The 17339-nt window shown below is 70.6% G+C and carries 15 protein-coding genes; 7 read left to right on the top strand and 8 right to left on the bottom strand.

Going from position 1 to position 17339, the window contains the following annotated elements; translation table 11 throughout:
* The 4 genes from E1294_RS53175 to E1294_RS34195 all read left to right on the top strand — a co-directional run.
* A partial coding sequence (locus tag E1294_RS53175; protein WP_220448084.1) for a DUF6113 family protein occupies nucleotides 1–269 on the top strand: 269 nt, incomplete at its 5' end.
* Nucleotides 270–287: 18 nt separating this feature from the next.
* Nucleotides 288–782, top strand: coding sequence for a flavin reductase family protein (locus E1294_RS34205; RefSeq protein ID WP_246083488.1), 495 nt, complete (start codon nucleotides 288–290; stop codon nucleotides 780–782).
* A 225-nt stretch (nucleotides 783–1007) separates the two neighbouring features.
* Nucleotides 1008–1616 carry a hypothetical protein gene (locus tag E1294_RS34200; protein ID WP_132515111.1) on the top strand — a complete coding sequence of 203 codons (609 nt, stop codon included), beginning with the start codon at nucleotides 1008–1010 and terminating at the stop codon, nucleotides 1614–1616.
* A 302-nt stretch (nucleotides 1617–1918) separates the two neighbouring features.
* Nucleotides 1919–2341 (top strand): hypothetical protein, encoded by a 423-nt coding sequence (locus E1294_RS34195; protein WP_132515110.1) that lies wholly within the window; start codon nucleotides 1919–1921, stop codon nucleotides 2339–2341.
* A 36-nt stretch (nucleotides 2342–2377) separates the two neighbouring features.
* On the opposite strand, the gene E1294_RS34190 is transcribed toward E1294_RS34195, so the two are convergent.
* The 8 genes from E1294_RS34190 to E1294_RS34155 all read right to left on the bottom strand — a co-directional run bounded on the left by E1294_RS34190 (nucleotide 2378) and on the right by E1294_RS34155 (nucleotide 14990).
* Nucleotides 2378–4864 (bottom strand): penicillin acylase family protein, encoded by a 2487-nt coding sequence (locus E1294_RS34190; protein WP_132515115.1) that lies wholly within the window; start codon nucleotides 4862–4864, stop codon nucleotides 2378–2380.
* A 140-nt stretch (nucleotides 4865–5004) separates the two neighbouring features.
* A complete protein-coding gene (cysS, locus tag E1294_RS34185) occupies nucleotides 5005–6369 on the bottom strand; it encodes a cysteine--tRNA ligase (RefSeq protein ID WP_132515109.1) in 1365 nt (454 codons plus the stop codon).
* A gap of 20 nt (nucleotides 6370–6389) precedes the next feature.
* The gene (locus tag E1294_RS34180) at nucleotides 6390–8234 is read right to left on the bottom strand and encodes a sigma factor-like helix-turn-helix DNA-binding protein (RefSeq protein WP_132515108.1); all 1845 of its coding nucleotides are present in this window, start codon (nucleotides 8232–8234) and stop codon (nucleotides 6390–6392) included.
* A gap of 50 nt (nucleotides 8235–8284) precedes the next feature.
* Nucleotides 8285–10117, bottom strand: a complete 1833-nt coding sequence (locus tag E1294_RS34175; RefSeq protein WP_132515107.1) for a UvrD-helicase domain-containing protein — start codon at nucleotides 10115–10117, stop codon at nucleotides 8285–8287.
* Nucleotides 10118–10121: 4 nt separating this feature from the next.
* Nucleotides 10122–12680: a hypothetical protein gene (locus tag E1294_RS34170; protein WP_132515106.1), complete on the bottom strand. Its 2559-nt coding sequence runs from the start codon at nucleotides 12678–12680 to the stop codon at nucleotides 10122–10124.
* A 112-nt stretch (nucleotides 12681–12792) separates the two neighbouring features.
* Nucleotides 12793–13569, bottom strand: a complete 777-nt coding sequence (locus tag E1294_RS34165; RefSeq protein ID WP_132515105.1) for a class I SAM-dependent methyltransferase — start codon at nucleotides 13567–13569, stop codon at nucleotides 12793–12795.
* 102 nt (nucleotides 13570–13671) lie between these two features.
* Nucleotides 13672–14742 (bottom strand): ABC transporter substrate-binding protein, encoded by a 1071-nt coding sequence (locus tag E1294_RS34160; RefSeq protein WP_246083487.1) that lies wholly within the window; start codon nucleotides 14740–14742, stop codon nucleotides 13672–13674.
* A 17-nt stretch (nucleotides 14743–14759) separates the two neighbouring features.
* Nucleotides 14760–14990 (bottom strand): putative acetyltransferase, encoded by a 231-nt coding sequence (locus tag E1294_RS34155; protein WP_132515104.1) that lies wholly within the window; start codon nucleotides 14988–14990, stop codon nucleotides 14760–14762.
* Nucleotides 14991–15094: 104 nt separating this feature from the next.
* On the opposite strand from E1294_RS34155, the gene fdxA reads away from it, so the two are divergent.
* The 3 genes from fdxA (at nucleotide 15095) to E1294_RS34140 (ending at nucleotide 17339) form a co-directional block, all read left to right on the top strand.
* Complete coding sequence (gene fdxA / locus E1294_RS34150; protein ID WP_132515103.1) at nucleotides 15095–15421, top strand: ferredoxin; 327 nt, start codon at nucleotides 15095–15097, stop codon at nucleotides 15419–15421.
* Between the two features lie 100 nt (nucleotides 15422–15521).
* A complete protein-coding gene (dapC, locus tag E1294_RS34145; RefSeq protein ID WP_132515102.1) occupies nucleotides 15522–16592 on the top strand; it encodes a succinyldiaminopimelate transaminase in 1071 nt (356 codons plus the stop codon).
* 90 nt (nucleotides 16593–16682) lie between these two features.
* Entirely contained in the window at nucleotides 16683–17339 is a 657-nt protein-coding gene (locus tag E1294_RS34140; protein WP_246083486.1) for a DUF4178 domain-containing protein, read from the top strand.

Raw genomic sequence — 17339 nt, 5'->3', positions numbered from 1 at the left:
TGCTGGCGTTGTTCGGGGTGGGCCTGGGGGCGGGCCGGCTGATGCGCGCCCGGCTCGGCGCGGTCGCGACGGCGATCGGGTGGCTGCTGGTGACGATGCCGTTCACGCTGGAGCTGGGGTCGGGTGACCTGGTGATCGCGCGGGGTGCTCCTGGCTACATCTACCTGTACGGAGGTTTGCTGGCCCTTGTCGGGGCCTATCTGCTTTCGCCCTCGTCGGTGAGGGGTTCTTGGCTTTTGCGAGGGTATTCTCCGACTAATCCGATGTAGGGGCATAAAGTATTCTTTGTGCATTTCACCGAGCGGCACGTGGACCCCGCGGCGCATCGCAAGGCCGTCGGCCGCTTCGCCACCGGAGTCGCGATCGTCACGACGCGGCGCGACGGCGTCGATCTGGCGATGACGATCAACTCCTTCACCTCCGTCTCCCTCGAACCGCTGCTCGTGCTCTTCTGCGCCGAGAAGGTGGCCAGGTTCCATGACGCGGTGCTGGAGACCGGGATGTGGGGGGTGTCGGTGCTGCCGGCCGCGATGGAGGACGCCTCACGTTTCTTCGCCCACCGCGGGCGGCCGCTGAACGGGCAACTCGCGCGGTGGCCGCATCATCGGGGTGAGACGGGGGCGGCGTTGTTCGACGGGGCGATCGCCACCGTGGAGTGCGTCACCACGGCGGTGCACGACGCGGGCGACCACTCGATCGTGGTGGGCGAGGTGCGGGCGCTGAGCACGCCCTCGGAAGAGGCGCCCCTGCTCTACCACGAGGGCCGCTACAGGAAGCTCTGACCTCCCCGTACACGCGCTGGCGCCTGCGCATCACGCGCGGGGCCGCATGAGTCGGGCCAGGCACGAGGCCTGGCCCGATCAATGCCCGATCGGTGCCCGATCACGGGTCGCGTCCCGCGTTACTGGGCGGGAGCGCTTTCCGAGGGCGGCGGGGCACCCGTGTCCGTGGGGACGCTGGTGTCCGTCGGCGTCACGGTCTGCGTCGGAGGCGCCTCAGTGGGGGGCGTGTCCGTCGGAGCCTCGGTGGGCGGGACGTCGGTCGGCGGCAGCGAGGCCGGCGGGCAGGTGGGGATCTCCTCCGTGGGGCTCGCCGTCGGCGGCACGGTGTCCGTCGGCGGAGCGGTGCCGTCCGTCGGCGCCGTGTCCGTCGGAGCCACGGTGCTCGTCGGCGTCTCGGTGCTTGGAGGCGTCTCGGTGCTCGGCGGGGTCTCGGTGGCGGTTTCCGTGGGTGTCGGCGGCGGCGGGGTCTCGGTCGGCGGCGGCGTGTCCGTGGGCGCGTCGGTCGGGGGCGGTGTGTCCGTCGGTACGTCGGTCGGCGGGGGCGTCTCCGTCGGCGGGTCACCTGGCCGGCAGGTGAACGTGACCGTCGGACCGGGCTCGGTGACGGTCACCGTGACCCTCTCCGTCACGGTCGGCAAGGGGATGGGCGTCACCTCGACGCGCGCCTTGCCCCGCTTCTTGTACGTGCCCCGGCCCAGCCTCTTCGTGGACCCGGCCGCACCGTCGATGACGGGGATGTCGGCGGTCGCGGTCTTGCACGACCCCCTCTTGCACACTCTCTGCTTGACGGTGAAGAGCGCGGGCCCTTCATGGGTGATGGAGACGTCCAGATAAGAGACGCCTCTCTTCTTGACCACCTTGGTCTTGGCGGTGTACTCCCCGGTCGTGGGACTTTCCGATGGGACTGGAGTCTCGCTCGGGCCGTTGGTTAACGCGACCCTCGCGCCTAGTGGGCTGCCAGTGGATAGGGGTTCGGTCGCTGACGTCTGGGAGATTGCGGCTCCGCCGGCTCCTGCCAGTGCCACGGTGCTCAGCAGCGCGCCCAGGATGGAGAGTTTCATAATCCTGCTCTTGTGGGAGATTTCAGGACCCTGGCCATTATTCCGACTTGTCAAGATCGGTCAAGACTGAGACGCATGGACAAGCGCTTCTGGTTCCGGCGTGTGGCGAACTCTTTGAACCTCGCCACACCGCTCGGCCTGCTCATCGCGAGCATCGGCGGCGCCACCAGGCAACCTGGCCCCAACGGGCTCGTCCTGGCCTTCGGCTACCGCTACCGTTTCCCGGCCGCGAGCGCGCTCACCATCGGGAATGTGGTCTTGACCAGGAGCAACTCGCTGAACCACCGGCTCATCCTGCACGAGGACCGGCACGCCACACAGTGGGCGTGGTGCGCGGGGCTGCCCATGGTGCCGCTCTATCTGATCGCCATGCTCGTCTCGGCGATCGTCTGCGGGGACCGGGCTTCCTACAATGTTTTCGAGCGCCTCGCCGATCTGGAAGACGGCGGCTACCCGCGCGCCACCCTCCGGTGGCGAACGCGCAGGAGTGGCGATTGACAGTCATTGTCAGACACATGCACGAGGCGTACGCCGTCAGGGGTTGAGCCGGAGCGTGTGCACGGCCGCCTTCTTGACCGACTCCGGCGTGGAGAGCATCGGCAGCAGCTCTCCACGTGCCCAGGCCTCCGCCTGGTCCACGTAGTTGTCGTGGAAGGCGTGCCCCGAGGCACCCGTCTGGTTGATCCACTGGGATTTGTCCAGGTCGGACAGATCCACGATCATGCGCATCGACGGGACGGCGGTGATCTCATACCCCTTCTGCACGTTCCACCCCGTGGCGTTGACCGCGTCCTTGCCGCCGGGCACGGGCAGCGGGCCGCGGTTGAACAGCGCCTCGACCGGCGCGATGCCCGAGGTCCCCAGCGAGCCGTTGACCAGCTCCAGCTGGTGCAGGTCGCCCCAGCGCCACGACGTGACGTCGTCACCGAGCCGGTCGGCCAGCTCCTGGTGAGCCGAGGCCATAGCCTGGCGCAGGATGTCGTCGCGGGTCTCCTTGCGGTTCTTCGTGGTGACGTCGTCCCAGAAGGGGTCGCCCGGGGCGCCCAGCAGCTGCCTGACGACCTCGTACCATCGGTCGCCGCCGGCCGGCCTGGCCTGCTCGGGCAGGTCGTCGTTGAAGGTCAGCACGAGCACCTGGCGCCACACGGCGTTAAAGTACGCGGCCGCCGCGGAGTCGAGGTCCTCCCTCCTGTCCCACGTCTTCAGCAGCTGCCTGGCCTGGCCGCTGGGCCCTGCCAGGTCGACCTGCATCAGCGCCGGGACCAGCGTCTCCGCGAAGCCGTTGTAGGTGTCCTGCTGGATGCGCGCCATGGCCGCCGCGTCGATCGGGCCCTTCCCGAGCGCCTCCTCGATGAGGCCGCGAATGCGTTCGGAGCGGTAGCCGTACGCCCAGTCCTGCGTCAGCAGGGGGCGGTAGCGCGCGGGGTCGATGACGGCGTTGTTCGCCGTGACGATGAACCCGTCGGCAGGGTCCTCCACGGACGGCAGCCGGTCGAACGGGATCGGCTCCGGCTTCCAGTCGTACTCACCCGTCCATCCGGGGACCGGCCAGGTGCCGTCGCCGTTCTCGCGTACGGGGATGCGTCCGGGGGCCTGGTAACCGATCTTGCCTGATGTGTCGGCATAAATCAGGTTCTGGGCGGGCACTTCGAACAGCGCCGCCGCCGCCTTGAACTGCTCCCAGTCGCTCGCCCTGTTGAGCTCGAAGACGGCGTCGGCCGTCCGCCCCGGCGTCAGCGCCGTCCACTGCAGGGCCACCGCGTTGGCCTCGCCGCTGGGCCGGGCGGTGTCGATCACCTCGTTGATCAGCGGCCCGTGCCGGGTGCTCCTGACCGTGATCGTGACCGGATCGCCGCCGGCCACCTTGATCTGCTCCTTCCTGGCCGCCAGCTTCAGCTGCTCGCCCCGGTAGAGGTACGTGTCGCCCTCCACCTGCTCAAGGAAGAGGTCGGCCACGTCGGGCCCGAGGTTGGTGAAGCCCCACGAGATCTTGTCCGTGTGCCCGATGATCACGCCGGGCACGCCGGAGAAGGTGAACCCGGTCACGTCGTACGGGCACTCCTCCGTGAGCTTCCTGCAGTGCAGCCCCGCCTGATACCAGACGGACGGCAACTGCGGGGCCAGGTGCGGATCGTTGGCCAGCAGCGGCTTGCCGGTGGCCGTGTTCGTGCCGGAGACCACCCACGAGTTGGATCCGACGCCTTCACGGTCCTCGGTGCTCATGGTGTCCGGCACGGCGTCAAGGGCCTCGGCCGCCTGGGCGAGCAGCCGGCCGGCCCGCCGCCGCGGCTCCGCCTCCTGCTCGAAGCGGCCCTGGGCGAGGGCGCCCTGGGTGACGATCGGGGAGTGGCGGTCGTACGGGTAGCCGGGGTAGAGCTGGTCGACCCGCTCCTTGGGCAGCCTGGTGAGGGCGAGCGCGCGGTCGATCTCGTTCTCCACGTTGGAGCGCAGGTCCCACGCCATGGCCTTGAGCCAGGCCACGGAGTCGGCCGCGGTCCACTTCTCCGGCTGGTAGGCGCCGTTCTGGAGCTTCAGCACGGAGTATTCGAGGCTGCGGTCGGAGGCGTTGGGGTTGGCGTCGAGCCAGGTGTTCACGCCCTTGGCGTACGCGTTGAGGTTGTCGCGCGTCTCCTGGGCCAGGCCGCCCAGCTCCTGCTCGGCGACCCGGCGCCAGCCCATGGTCCTGAGCGCCTTGTCGGTCTTGAGGGTGGTGGCTCCGAAGAGCTCCGACAGGCGGCCGGCGGTCATGTGGCGCCGGAAGTCCATCTCGAAGAAGCGGTCCTGGGCGTGGACGAACCCCTGGGCCATGAACAGGTCCGCGGCAGTGTCAGCGTAGATATGCGGAATCCCTGATTTATCGCGATAAATCTCCACATTTCCGGATAATCCCGGCAGCCGCAGCGATCCATCCACCTGAGGGAACGACGTCCGCACCGTGACGACAAGCACCCCCGCAAGCACCAGCGCCAGCGCGAGCAGAACGGTCAACACCCGAGCGAACCACCGCAACGGCCACGGCATCCACGCATAGGGCCTCACCGACTACCTCCATCATGCCGAAACTGGCATCAAGTCTGACAGCCCAAGATCACTCCTTGGACCGTCTAAACTGACGCGCGAGCGCCTCCAGGAGCCAGGCCCCAAGGATCAGGCCCCAAGGATCAAGCCCACGTCTGCCCCTCCGGGGTGTCGCCCACGCGGACCCCCATCTCGGCGAGTTCGTCCCTGAGGCGGTCGGACGCGGCCCAGTCTTCCGCCTCGCGGGCCCGGGCGCGTGCCTCCAGCAACTCCCCGGCTCCGGGCGGCAGCACCCGCGCCTTGCCGATCTCGCTCGGCAGGTCCAGCGCCAGCACCTGATCCAGGTGCAGGAACGCCTCGAGCTTCGCCCCGGGCGCCACCGACTCGTCCCGCTCCAGCTCCCGCAGGGCGCGCAGCGCCGACGGCGTGTCGAGGTCGTCCTCGATGGCCGCCTCCACCCGCGCCACGTGGTCGCGGGGCATGGGGGCGCTGACCGACTCCGACCACTCGGCCACCCGCGACCGCCACCTGCGCAGCGTGCGGTCGGCGGCCCGCAGCGTCTCCCAGGTCAGGTTGAGCTGCTGGCGATAGCGGTGCTCCATGAAGGCCAGCCGCAGCGCCAGCGGGTCGAGGCCGGCCTCGACCACGTCGGAGAGCAGCACCACGTTGCCGGTGGCCTTGGCCATCTTGCGCCCGTCGAACAGCAGGTGCTCACCGTGCACCCAGTGGCGCACGACCTCGTGCCCGGCGGCCGCGTCGGACTGTGCTCGTTCGTCCTCGTGGTGCGGGAACCTCAGATCGATGCCGCCGGTGTGGATCTCGAAGCGCGACCCGAGATAGCGCAGCGACATGGCCGAGCACTCCACGTGCCAGCCGGGGAAACCGCGCCCCGACGGCGCGTCCCAGCTCAGCTCGCCCGTGGCAGGTTTCCACAGGGCCCAGTCTGCGTGGAAACGTTTGCGGGGGTCGACGGCGTCGATGCGGTGGGCGGGCTTCAGCGCGTCCAGGCGAATTCCGGAAATTTCGCCATACGTAGGAAATGTCCGTACGTCGAAGAAGACCGACCCGTCCGGCACCGCGTACGCGTGCCCCTTCTCGATCAGCTTGGCGATCAGCTCGATCATCAGGTCGATGTGCTCGCTCGCGCGCGGCATGTGCTCAGGAGGCCGCAGGCCGAGCGCTCCGGTGTCACGCCTGAAGGCGTCCTCGTAGAAGCGGGCGAGCTCGCTCACCGATCGGCCCTCGGCCCGCGCCTGCGCGAGGACCTTGTCCTCGCCCTCGTCGGCGTCGTCGGCGAGGTGGCCGACGTCGGTGATGTTCTGGCAGACCAGCACGCGCACCCGCCGCAGCTCCAGCACCCGTCTGATCAGGTCGGACAGCAGGTAGGTGCGGAGGTTGCCCACGTGCGCGTGGCGGTAGACCGTCGGCCCGCATGTGTACATTCGCACCGCCCGCCCGGCGGCGATCTCCTCGACCTGCCGGGTGCGCGTGTCGTAGATCCGCACCATCTCCCGAGCTTAGCCGGAGGTCATCCGCCCAGGAAACCGAGGATGTCCCTGTCGCCGCGCTCGCGCAGCCTGTTGAGGATCTCGTCGCGCGTGGCGAGGTCGGACGCCCCGATCCTGGCCCCGATCAGCCGCAGCCCCTCGATCTCCGAGTTGACCGGCGCGGTGATCCCGATGAGGTAGAGGGCCCGGTTGAGCGGTGGCATGCCGGGGGGAGCGGCGGGCATGTGGCGCGTCAGCAGCTCACCGCCGTCCGACACGGTCAGGAACACGTGGTCGCCCTCGCTCGCCTTGGAGTCGGCCAGCACGTTGCGGATCGACCCCATGGTGGGCTGGTTGTGCCAGCTGATGACCACGTCACCGGACGGTGTGGAGGCGGTCAGCGACCCGCCGGGCGCCATCCCGAGGTACGCAGCGAACCCGGTCGGCAGCGGCGAGCCGGAGCCGCGCAGGTGCTCGGCGTTGATGTCCACCCGGTGCCACCAGCGCCCGTCGCGGGAGCGGAAGCTGCGCCGCGTCTCCGACACGTCCTTGCGCGGCTGGTACGGCTCCACCTCCCCGCTCGGCGAGGTGCCCGCCACCCGGATCCAGCCCCGTTGCGTCCGCTCGAACCCGGGGCCGCCGGAGTACGCCCGCACCGAGCTCTCGCTCACGTCGTAGCGGGAGGTCAGGTTCGTCACGATCGTGCTCACCGACGCCTCGCCGCCGGCCCGCTCGATCTCCCGGGCGATCATCTCCCTGATCCCCAGGTATTCGTCGCCGCCCCAGCGGGTCAGGCCGTACTTGTTACGGTCGATCCGGCGGAAGCGGTCGTCGGCGGTGAGCTGGTTGCGGATGCCGACCAGGCTGTAGTCCTCGCCGATGCGCTCCTGGATCTCCTCCGGCGACAACGGCGTGCCGGCCACCGCCAGCACCGCCTCTGCCTTCTCGTTGATGCTGCGCGGCCACGGCACCACGTGCGTGCCGAGCACACGCAGCTGCGGCACGCCCAGGATCCACCGCTCCGCGACGTCCTCCCGCACGCCGAGCTGGGCGACCATGGTCACGGCCTCGGCGAGCGGGTGTGGCCCGTCGGTGAACAGCTGGCGGGTCTTCTCCCTCAGGTCGTCGGCCCCGCCCGCCACGAGCCAGCCGTCGGACTGCTCGTAGCCGGTCAGCAGCGTGCGTACGAACCGCCACACCGGGATGCCCAGGCTGCGCAGCTCGGCGGCGTGCCACGGGACCGCGGCCTGCAGGTCGTCGGCGGGCACGGCCGAGCCCAGCCGGCCGCGCAGCCACGACACGTGCGCGGCCACCGCGGCGGCCTCCGGCTTGGCGAGCCAGGCCTCCACGTGCTCGCGCAGGTCGCGCTCGATCTGCCTGATCCGCTCCCGCGTCACCGAGAACCGCTGCGCCAGCTCGTCGAGCGTGGCCCGCTGCGTCGCGTACAGCCGGTCGCGGGCGATGGCCCGCTGCCGGTCGTCCAGCGCTCCGAACAGGTCGTCGATCAGCTCGGGCAGCGGCTTGTCCGCCTTGGACGGCGCGGGCACGGCCTCGGGAAGGGGTTCGAGCAGCCGCTCGAACACGCCGGTGAACAACTTCTGCACCACGTCCTTGCCCAGCGTCTCCGGCGTCCGTTCGGCCTCGGCGGGGTCGGAGAAGCGCAGCAGCGGCAGGATGTCGCCGAGCATCAGATGACCCCAGCAGGACATGGCCAGGCCGGCCAGGTGGCCCGCCACGGTCTGCGTGCCGGCGATGGCGCAGGCACGGTCGAGAGGGATCGCCTGCCACCAAGCCTCGGGCAGCTGCGGCTCCTCCACGATCGGCGCAATCTGACCAGGGGAGGTCCAGCGCAGTGGTGGCGCGAGGTCGCTCAGGCTGAGGTTCATTGAGGTCCAACCGGCAATGGGACGTTATATCCGCAGTTCAGACTATGTGATCAGAGGGACAAAAAGGGGCTCCCTCGTCCGGAATGGGAGATATAGAGCATCGAGCGGGCACGAGTGCAGGCGACGAACAGTATGCTCCGTTCGCGCTGCAGCGCACGAGCCCTGGCGTGCGGTTCCTCCGGCGGCTCCGCAGGCGGCGGCTCGGGCACCACGCCCTCCGCCACGCCGACGAGCGCCACCCGCTCGAACTCGAGACCTTTCAGGTGCGGGAAGGTCCACGCACGCACATCCAGGCCCGACAGCGCCCGCCGGGCGGCGCGCACATGCCGGACGTCGCGGGCGCCGACCGCGATCTCCGCGGCGGGCACGCCGTCCGCCAGCCATGACTCGATCATGGACCGCAGCCCCTCCAGCTCCTCCTCCTGGGTGGCGTACGCCCTGACCACCGGCCGGGCGCCGTCGCGCGCCGCGCGCAAGCCGTACATGTCGGTGGCGCCCTTGACCAGGCCGGGCGCGAGGCCCCCGCCGCGCAGCCTGACCGCGAACGACAGCAGCTCCTGCGGCAGGCGGTAGGAGAGCTTGAGCGTGTGCTGCACGGCGGAGATGCCGACCGCGCCCAGCGCCACGCGAGCGTCGGTGACCCGCTGGTGCGGGTCGCCGACCACGAACAGGTCGTCGCGCGCGTGCGGCGCCGCCGCCCGCAGCAGCCGCCACTGGGCCGGGCTGACGTCCTGCGCCTCGTCCACCACGATGTGACGGTACGGCTTGTGCCCCGGATCGATGTCGTCGAGCAGGTCGCCCGTCGCGCGCGACAGCAGCCTGAGCGCCTCGTCGGTCAGCTCGGCCAGCGAGCGCGCCCCCTGCCCGACCAGCGCCGGTCGCCGGCCCTCCGCGTCGGTCACGATCCGCAGGGCCAGGCGATCGGCGTTGTCCACCTCGACCCGCTTACGCACCACCTCATCATCGATCAGAAGGTCGAGTTTCGCAGACAGTTCTTCGGCAAGCCCCTGGGAAAACGTCACGAGCAGCACCGGTCCCGCGCCGTGCGCGGCCAGATGAGCGGCCCTGTGCAGGGCGACGACGGTCTTGCCGGTGCCCGCTCCACCCACCACCAGCACCGGGCGCTCGTAACGCGCGGCCCTGGCCAGCCGGTGCTGCGGCGGGTGCAGGAACGTGCACCAGTCAGGCGCACGCAACACCCGGTCGAGCTCCACCTTGTCGGCCACGAACACCGCCCGGTCCGGGCTGCGCAGCAGCGCCGCGTACAGATCGCCGGCGTCGACCGGCCCCCGCTCCTCACCCGAGGCGCGCCAGGCGTCCAGCTCCCGCCACGCCTCCCCCAGCGTGCCGCCGCGGGCGAGCACCGCGAGCGGGGCGTGCTGGGTGGGCGGCAGCAGAGGTTCCAGCGCCGCCACGTCGGCTTCGGTCGTGACCAGCCTGAACAGCGGCAGCGCGTGAAGGTCCAGGCCGAGCGCGAGCAGATCACCGTCGCAGATCGGGGCGAACAGCCCAGGCGAGCGCACCGACCTGCGTAACGCGGGCTCGACCCGTTCGAGCGCCTCGGCGTCCCACTCCTCGATCACGCCGAGCACCGGGTTGACGCCGAACCTGTGGCGCTGCGCGTACGACCAGGCATCCGGGTCGGGCAGCACCGTACGCAGCCAGACCACGTCCCGCTGCCGCACCACCACCCCGCGATGCCCCTCGGCCAGGCGGAGCGTCGCGACCCTCGCGTCCCTGGCGCCCCGCACCCGCTGCGGATGCGGGGCGCCGGCCACGTTGAGCAGGAACCGGCGCAGCGCGACCACGGCATCCCTGCGCACCGGCGGTGCCAGTGCGCTGAGCTCCCTGGGAAACTCAGGGCCGATCGCGAGCCGCGGCACCGGCTCAGTCCAGGAGGGCGAGCAGGTCGCGGTCCCCGCGCTCGCGGAGCCTGGTGAGCAGGTCGGGCAGGCTGACCGGGCCCGTCATCCCGATCCTGGTGGCGATGACCCGGGCCGCCTGGTCCCTGGTGCCTCCCGGGGCGGTGTACCCGACCAGGCGCAGCGCCTTGGTGATCTTCTCCGCGCCCTGGGCGGCGACCGGCAGGTGCCTGGCCCTGAGGACACCCTCGTCCGACAAGGTCAGGAACAGGTGCCCGCCCTCGCGCGCGCCGACGTCGACCAGGAGACGCTCGATCGATTCGAGCACCGGCCCGCCGTGCCACGTCATCGTCAGCTCGCCCGCGGCGCTCCTGACCGTCCTGCTCTCGCCCGGCGACAGGCCCAGGTACGACGCGAACCCCGTCGGCAGCGCGCACTCGCCGCCCGCGAGCTGCTCGGCGGTCACGTCGATGCGCAGCCACCAGCGCCCGTCGGGCTGCCTGAAACAGCGCCGGGTCTGGGAGACGTCCTTCAACGGCTGGTACGGCTGGCCGGCCTCGTCGGCGGAGTCGCCGTTCGACTCACCCGCCGGAGCGACCGGCGCGAACGCCTGGAACTGCGGCGGGCCGACCGGCGGGGGCGCCGCCTGAACCGGGCCGAACGCCGACTGCGCCTGCGGCTGGGCCTGCGACTGCTGCGCGGGGGCGGCCTGGGGCTGGGGCTGCGGCTGGGGTGCCAGGGTCGCCAGGACGAACTGCCAGGCCGGCACCTCCAGCGCGCGGATCTCCATGTGGTGCCAGTCGGCCGCGCCGATGAGCTGCTCCTTGGGAGCAGCCGGGCCCAGCGTCCGCACCAGGTCGTCCAGGTGGGCGCGGTACGGCGCCGCCTCCTCGCTGGCCAGCCACTGGTCGAGGCGGGCGCGCAGCTCGTCCTCGGTGGCGGCGATCTCCGCCGGGGGGACGGCGAAGAGCTTGGCCAGCTGGTCCACCGCCGAGGGTTCGTCGGTGAAGATCCGGTTCTGCGCCACCGCCCAGCTCTTGTCGTCCAGCCCGGCGAACGCGGCCTCGATGAGCTCCGGCAACGGCTGGTCCGGCCCGGAGGCCGCCTCCGCCACCGGTTGGGGCTCCACGACGCCCGGCTCGGACACCGGCGCCACATCGCCCTCAGGCTCGGGCTCCGGCGCCACATGGGCCTGAGGTCCGGGTTCCGGCGCTGCGCCGATCTGGGGCGCCGCTACGTCCTGGGGCTCGGGTTCCGGCGCGGCGTTGCGCTGATGCTCGGGCTCCTGCCCGGCCGCGCCCACCGGCTCCGCACCCTCAGGGGAGGACTCCAGCACGTCCTCACCCGGCGCGAGGGCATCGGCCGCGCTTCCCGCCCGCCCACCGGACGGCTGCCACGACTGCTCCGCCGCCGCGGCGGGCGCACCCTCAACGGAGGGGTACCGCCCGGGCGGCTGCGCCTCGGATTGCGCCTGCCCGCCCTCCGCCCGCTCGATCTCCGCCTGCTCACCCTGGAGCTGGTCGAACTGCTCGAACGGAGGGTTCTCGGGCCGGGGCTCGGCCGGCTGGTCCGTGCCCTTCCCCGGGCTCTCCATACCGTGCGCGGCACCGCCGCTTTCAGCCTCGGGCTCCGCGACCCGCTCAGGACTCACGGCCTCGGCCGCAGGTTCGGCGACCGGCTCAGGACTCACGGCCTCGGCCGCAGGTTCGGCGACCGGCTCAGGGCTCAGGGTCTCGGCCGGAGGTTCCGCGACCGGCTCCGCACTCGCGGCCTCAGCGCCATGACCGGCCACTCTCGCGGCTTCGACCGGTTCGGCGGCGAACTGTGCCGGCGCCTCAGCGGCACGTTCACCGACCGCGTGAGGCGTCTCGTGCTCAGCGGCCCGCCCGTGGAGCTCGCCCGCCTCGACGGCCTCCTGACCCGCGCCCGCCTGATCGGCCGCGACGGAGGGCTCCGCGCCCGGCTGCTCGGCCGCCGCTGGGTGCGCGGCTGCGAGCGCCTGAGACGCGTGCTCTCCCCGCCGGGTCTCGCGTGGCGGCTCCTCGGCCGTCTGCGCGGGCTCCGGGGCGGCGGCGACGGGCTCGGACCCGTGAGCCGATTCCGGCGCGGCCGGTGCGGGGGTCAGGATCGGGCCGACCGTGGCCGCGGCCTCGGCCGCCGGTGCCGGGTGTTCGGGACGCGGGCGCGCGAGGCGCACCAGGACCGTGGAGAACAGCGTGTTCAGCACCGGCCGCGCCTGGACGAAGGGCTGGTCGACCAGCTCCCGGCTGGTCAGCGCCAGCAGCCCCGTCCACGAGCCGGTCCGGTCGAGCGCGATGGCGACGGCGGGCTCGTCGGCGTCATCGGGCTCCAGGACGTGCAGTGCCGGCAGGACGTCGCCCACCGCCGCCGCGGGCCAGTGCTCCAGGGCGATCTCCGTGAGCAGCTCGCCCAGCGACTCCGGGCCGATGGCCGCGAGCACGTGTGGCATGGGCAGGGTACGCCACCACGCGTCCGGCAGGTCCGGTTGCCCGGTGAGTAGCGTGATCGTCGACGCGTCGCTCCACCTCAACGGTGGTACGAGGTCGCTCAGGCAGAAATTCATCCCGTTCCGTTCACCAGCCCCTCACGCCGCCGCAGCGGTGCAGCCATGGTCTCGCCGCCCACGGAACAGACCATAGTCCGGCAAAACAGCCCTACGCATCATGCACTACGCATCAGCGCCGAACAGCGGCAAAGCGTAGGCGCACGTAGTCGGCCATCCAGCCACTCTCCCTGCGCAGCGCAGGAGCGGCCAGTTCGTTGACGCGCCGCAGCAGGGGCCCCACGATGTCCGGCGGGAGCCCCTCGAGCACCGAGGCGGCGAACGTGTTCACCCAGTCGGCGGCTCCGCCCGGGCACTCGTCGAGGGGTGTCGGCCGGTCGAAGTATTCGAGCAACCTGACGACGAAACCCTCCTGTTCGAGACGCCGGGCGTACTCGGCAGGCGTGGGAAAATACCACGGCAGGTCGGGTTCGCGCAGGCCGTACTCCCGCCAGGCGGTGAGCATCGCGGCGGTCAGCTCGGCGCAGTTGCCCGCTCCGCCCATTTCCGCGACGAAGCGCCCGCCGGGCGTGAGCGCCTCGCGGACGTTCGCGATCACGGTGCCAGGGTCGCGGCTCATCCAGTGCAGCGCCGCGTTGGAGAAGACCGCGTCGTACGGTTCGACGACGGTGAAGTCGTGCCCGTCGCCGACGATGAAGTTGATGCCCGGATACTGTGCCAGCGCCTTCTCGATCATCTTGGCGGAGCCGTCGATGCCGAGCACGTCGGCGCCTCTGAAGGCGATCTGGGCGGTGAGCACTCCGGTGCCGCACCCGAGGTCGAGCACGCGCTCGCCGGGTCGCGGGTCGAGCAGGTCGACCAGTGGCGCGCCCTGGGTCGAGACGTAGCCGAAGCTGCTGTCGTAGGCGCGACTGTTCCACCGCTCCAAACTCGGCGTGTCGTATCGCAAGACGATCAGCTCACATTCGATCAGACAACGGGCCCCCGTGGCCGTGCTGTCCGTTCACTTTAGAGCCTGAACGTCCCTACGACATATCAAGTCACATCGGACTCATCCCATGCTCTTCGCCCATCGCCTCTTGAGGTACGCCTTCGCCGCGTCTGCCTGCGGAATCGTCAGGATGACCGGAGGGCCGGGCGCCTTGGGCAATTTCGCGGCCTGCTCGGCGTCGAGCGTGCCCTTCATGCGCATCGCCTCGGTGCGCGCGGGCCGGGCGAACCCCTTCTGGAGCAGGTTCTGGCCCTCGTCGGAGAACAGGAACTCCTGCCAGAGCCTGGCCGCGGCCGGATGCGGCGCCGTCTTGCTGATCGCCTGCATGTGGTAGTCGCCGAGCGCTGAGTCGCGAGGGATCGTCACCTTCCACGCGTCGGGCTGGTGCGCGCTGCGGGCCGCGTTCAGGTGGTCCCAGGCGACGATCGTGTTGGCCTTGGCTGGTTCCGTGAGCCTGCCCGCCTGCTTGAGCTTGGCGAACAGCGACACTCCCTGCGCGGGCTGCGGCACGCCGGCCCGCATGGAGGCGGCCATCACGCCGTCGAACGCCGACGCCGAGCGCAGCGGGTCGCCGTCGAGCGCGACCCGGTAGCCGGGCTTCAGCAGGTCGGCGAAGGAGGCGGGCGGCTTGACGGCGCGCGGGTCGTACCCGATGGACATGTAACCCCCGTAGGCGGCGTACCAGCCGCCTGACGGGTCCTTGATCTGGTCGGGCAGGTCCTGCCAGCCCTGCACCTTGTACGGGGCGAACCGCCCGGCTCCGGCGATGGCCACGTCCATCGTCAGGTCGAACACGTCGGGTTTGAGCTGGGCGGCGACGTCGAGCTGGCGTTTGCTGCCGGCGTTGGGCTCGAGCTCGTTGACCTTGATGTCGTACTTGTCGGCGAAGGTGTCGATGATCTCGCCGTAGTTGACCCAGTCGCGGGGCAGGGCGATCACGTTGAGCTCGCCCTCGCGCGCCGCGGCCTCGGCGAGCCGCTCCATGGTGCCGAAGCCCGCCTTCATGGAGGTGGCCCGGGCGTTGACGGGCGGCAGGTTCTTGGCCTCGGTGGAGGCGGAGTCGGTGGACGACGCGCCGCATCCGGCGCTGGCGAGGATGGCTGCTGCGGCGGCGCAGGTACGTACAGTCACACAATGAATACTTACCGCTACATCCGCCGAGGTCGAGGAGGCGCGGCCGGAACGACCCTGGCGGCTACGAGCGTCTCTTCAGGGATCTCCACCAGCGTGCCGTCCTTCTTGCGGACGGTCAGCACCCCGGACTCCCACGACACGAGGATGCCCACCGTGTCGCGAAAGCCTTCTGGAACGCGCCTTCGGGTGGTGATCCGTGCGCCGATATCCTGGCTTGTGATCGCGATGACGAGCCGTGCCGCCACGAGTTTGCCACCCTCCGTTTCGGGCTGTCGGCAAGCACGGCAATACTAGGGCGTAGCAAACCGCGGTCAGAGTCATGCCATGGTGCGGAGAGAAGGAGCTCGAGGTGACCTACGTCATCGCGCAGCCTTGCGTGGACGTCCTGGATAAGGCGTGCATCGAGGAATGCCCCGTTGATTGCATCTACGAGGGCGAGCGCATGCTTTACATCCACCCCGACGAGTGCGTGGACTGCGGCGCTTGTGAGCCTGTATGCCCCGTCGAGGCCATTTTCTATGAGGACGACCTTCCCGAGCAGTGGAAGGACTACTACAAAGCGAACGTGGACTTCTTCGAGGACCTCGGCTCGCCCGGTGGCGCCTCGAAGGTCGGCAAGATCGAGAAGGACCACCCGGTGGTGGCCGCCCTGCCGCCGCAGGCAGAGGGCGACTGACGGTCCCGGCACGGAGCGAGCGGGGGCATCCAGGCCGGGTGCGCCCCGTTCTCGAGTCGTGCCCGGCGCTCGATACGGCAACGTGACACCCTGGAGAACCGTGAACAACCTGCCTGACTTCCCCTGGGACAAGCTGGAGCCGTACAAAGAGCGCGGGCTGGCACATCCCGGCGGCATCGTCGACCTGTCGGTCGGCACGCCCGTCGACCCTGTGCCCCAGACCGTCCAGGACGCGCTGGCCCAGGCGTCCGACAGCCCCGGCTACCCCTTCACCCACGGCACCAAGGCGCTGCGCGAGGCCGCCGCCGGGTGGCTGCGCCGCCGGCACGGCGTCACCGTCGACCAGCGTGACGTGCTCCCGGTGATCGGCTCCAAGGAGTTCGTCGCCTGGCTGCCCACCTACCTCGGGGCCCGGCGGGTCATCTTCCCCGAGCTGGCCTACCCCACCTACGACGTGGGCGCCCGGCTGGCCGGTGCGGTGGCGACCGCCGCCGACAGCACGCTCGCGCTCGGCCCCGAGCGGGTCGACCTCGTCTGGGTCAACTCTCCCGGCAACCCGACGGGCCGGGTGCTGCCGGTGGAGCACCTGCGCAAGGTCGTGGCGTGGGCGCGCGAGCGCGGCACGGTCGTGGCCTCCGACGAGTGCTACATCGAGCTCGGCTGGGAAGAGGAGCCGGTCTCGATCCTGCACCCAGACGTCTGCGGCGGCTCCCACGAGGGGTTGCTCGCGGTTCACTCGCTCTCCAAACGCTCCAACCTGGCCGGATACCGCGCCGGGTTCGTGACGGGTGATCCCGTCCTGGTCAAGCGGCTGCTGGAGACGCGCAAGCACGCGGGCATGATCATGCCCGCTCCCGTCCAGGCGGCGATGACGGCCGCGCTCGGCGACGACGCGCACGCCGACCGGCAGCGCGAGCTCTACTCCGCCCGACGCGTCCTGCTACGCCCCGCGCTGGAGCGGGCCGGGTGGCGCGTCGACCACTCGACGGCCGGGCTGTACTTCTGGGCGTCGAACGGGCAGAGCGCCTGGGATCAGGTGGCCAAGCTCTCCGAAATCGGTATTTTGGTCGCGCCTGGCGAGTTCTACGGATCGGCAGGTGAGCGGCACATCCGCATCGCCGTCACGGCCACTGATGAGCGGATCGGTGCGGCCGTGCGCCGCCTCCAGTAGGATCGCGCGACATAGCCCGCCGCGCGGGCTTGACGCATAAATTGATAAGAGCTTTTGCCGAGACAGACCGCGAGTGGAGCGAGCTGATCGATGAGCATGACCTCCATGGTCGTACTCGGGCTGAGCATCGTCACCATCCTGCTGTTGCTGGGTGCCTTCCTGGCCACCCTGCGCCAGGACAGGAAGGGCCGGACGAGCGCGCCGCCGGCTGAGGTCGCTCCCGTCGAGACCCCGCTGGCCGCGCCGGTGATCGCGCCCGGGCATGCCGGCACCGACTACACCGACCCTCGCACGATCCAGGTCGGCGACCGGATCGAGGTGCAGGGCTCGCCTGCGCGCGTGCTCGGCGCCATGCACGTCTCGTGGCAGGGCAACCAGTGGGTCGAATACCTCCTGCGCGACGGCTTGCGCCGCCTCCAGTGGTTGTCGGTGGAGGTGCTCGACGGCGACCCGCCGCACCTGGAGGTGCTGCTCTGGACCGACGTGCCCACTCAAGGCATGGTCCCGGCCAAGAGCATGCTGATCATGGAGGGTGTGGAGTTCTTCCCGATCGAGCGGGGCACTGCCGCGTTCAGGAGCGAGGGCGACACGGGAAACCCCGACAGGGGCCTGCTCGACTTCGCCGACTATCGTGCCTCGGACGGGCGGCTGCTCTCCTTCGAACGCATCCAGGGCCGCTCATGGACGGCCTGCTACGCCCAGCCGCTGCCGCCCGGCTCGATCTCCATCGTGCGCAGGGCGTCCTGA

Origin of the sequence: Nonomuraea diastatica (assembly GCF_004349015.1) — a bacterium.
Lineage (GTDB): Bacteria > Actinomycetota > Actinomycetes > Streptosporangiales > Streptosporangiaceae > Nonomuraea > Nonomuraea diastatica.
This window is presented reverse-complemented; position numbering and strand designations above follow the sequence as displayed.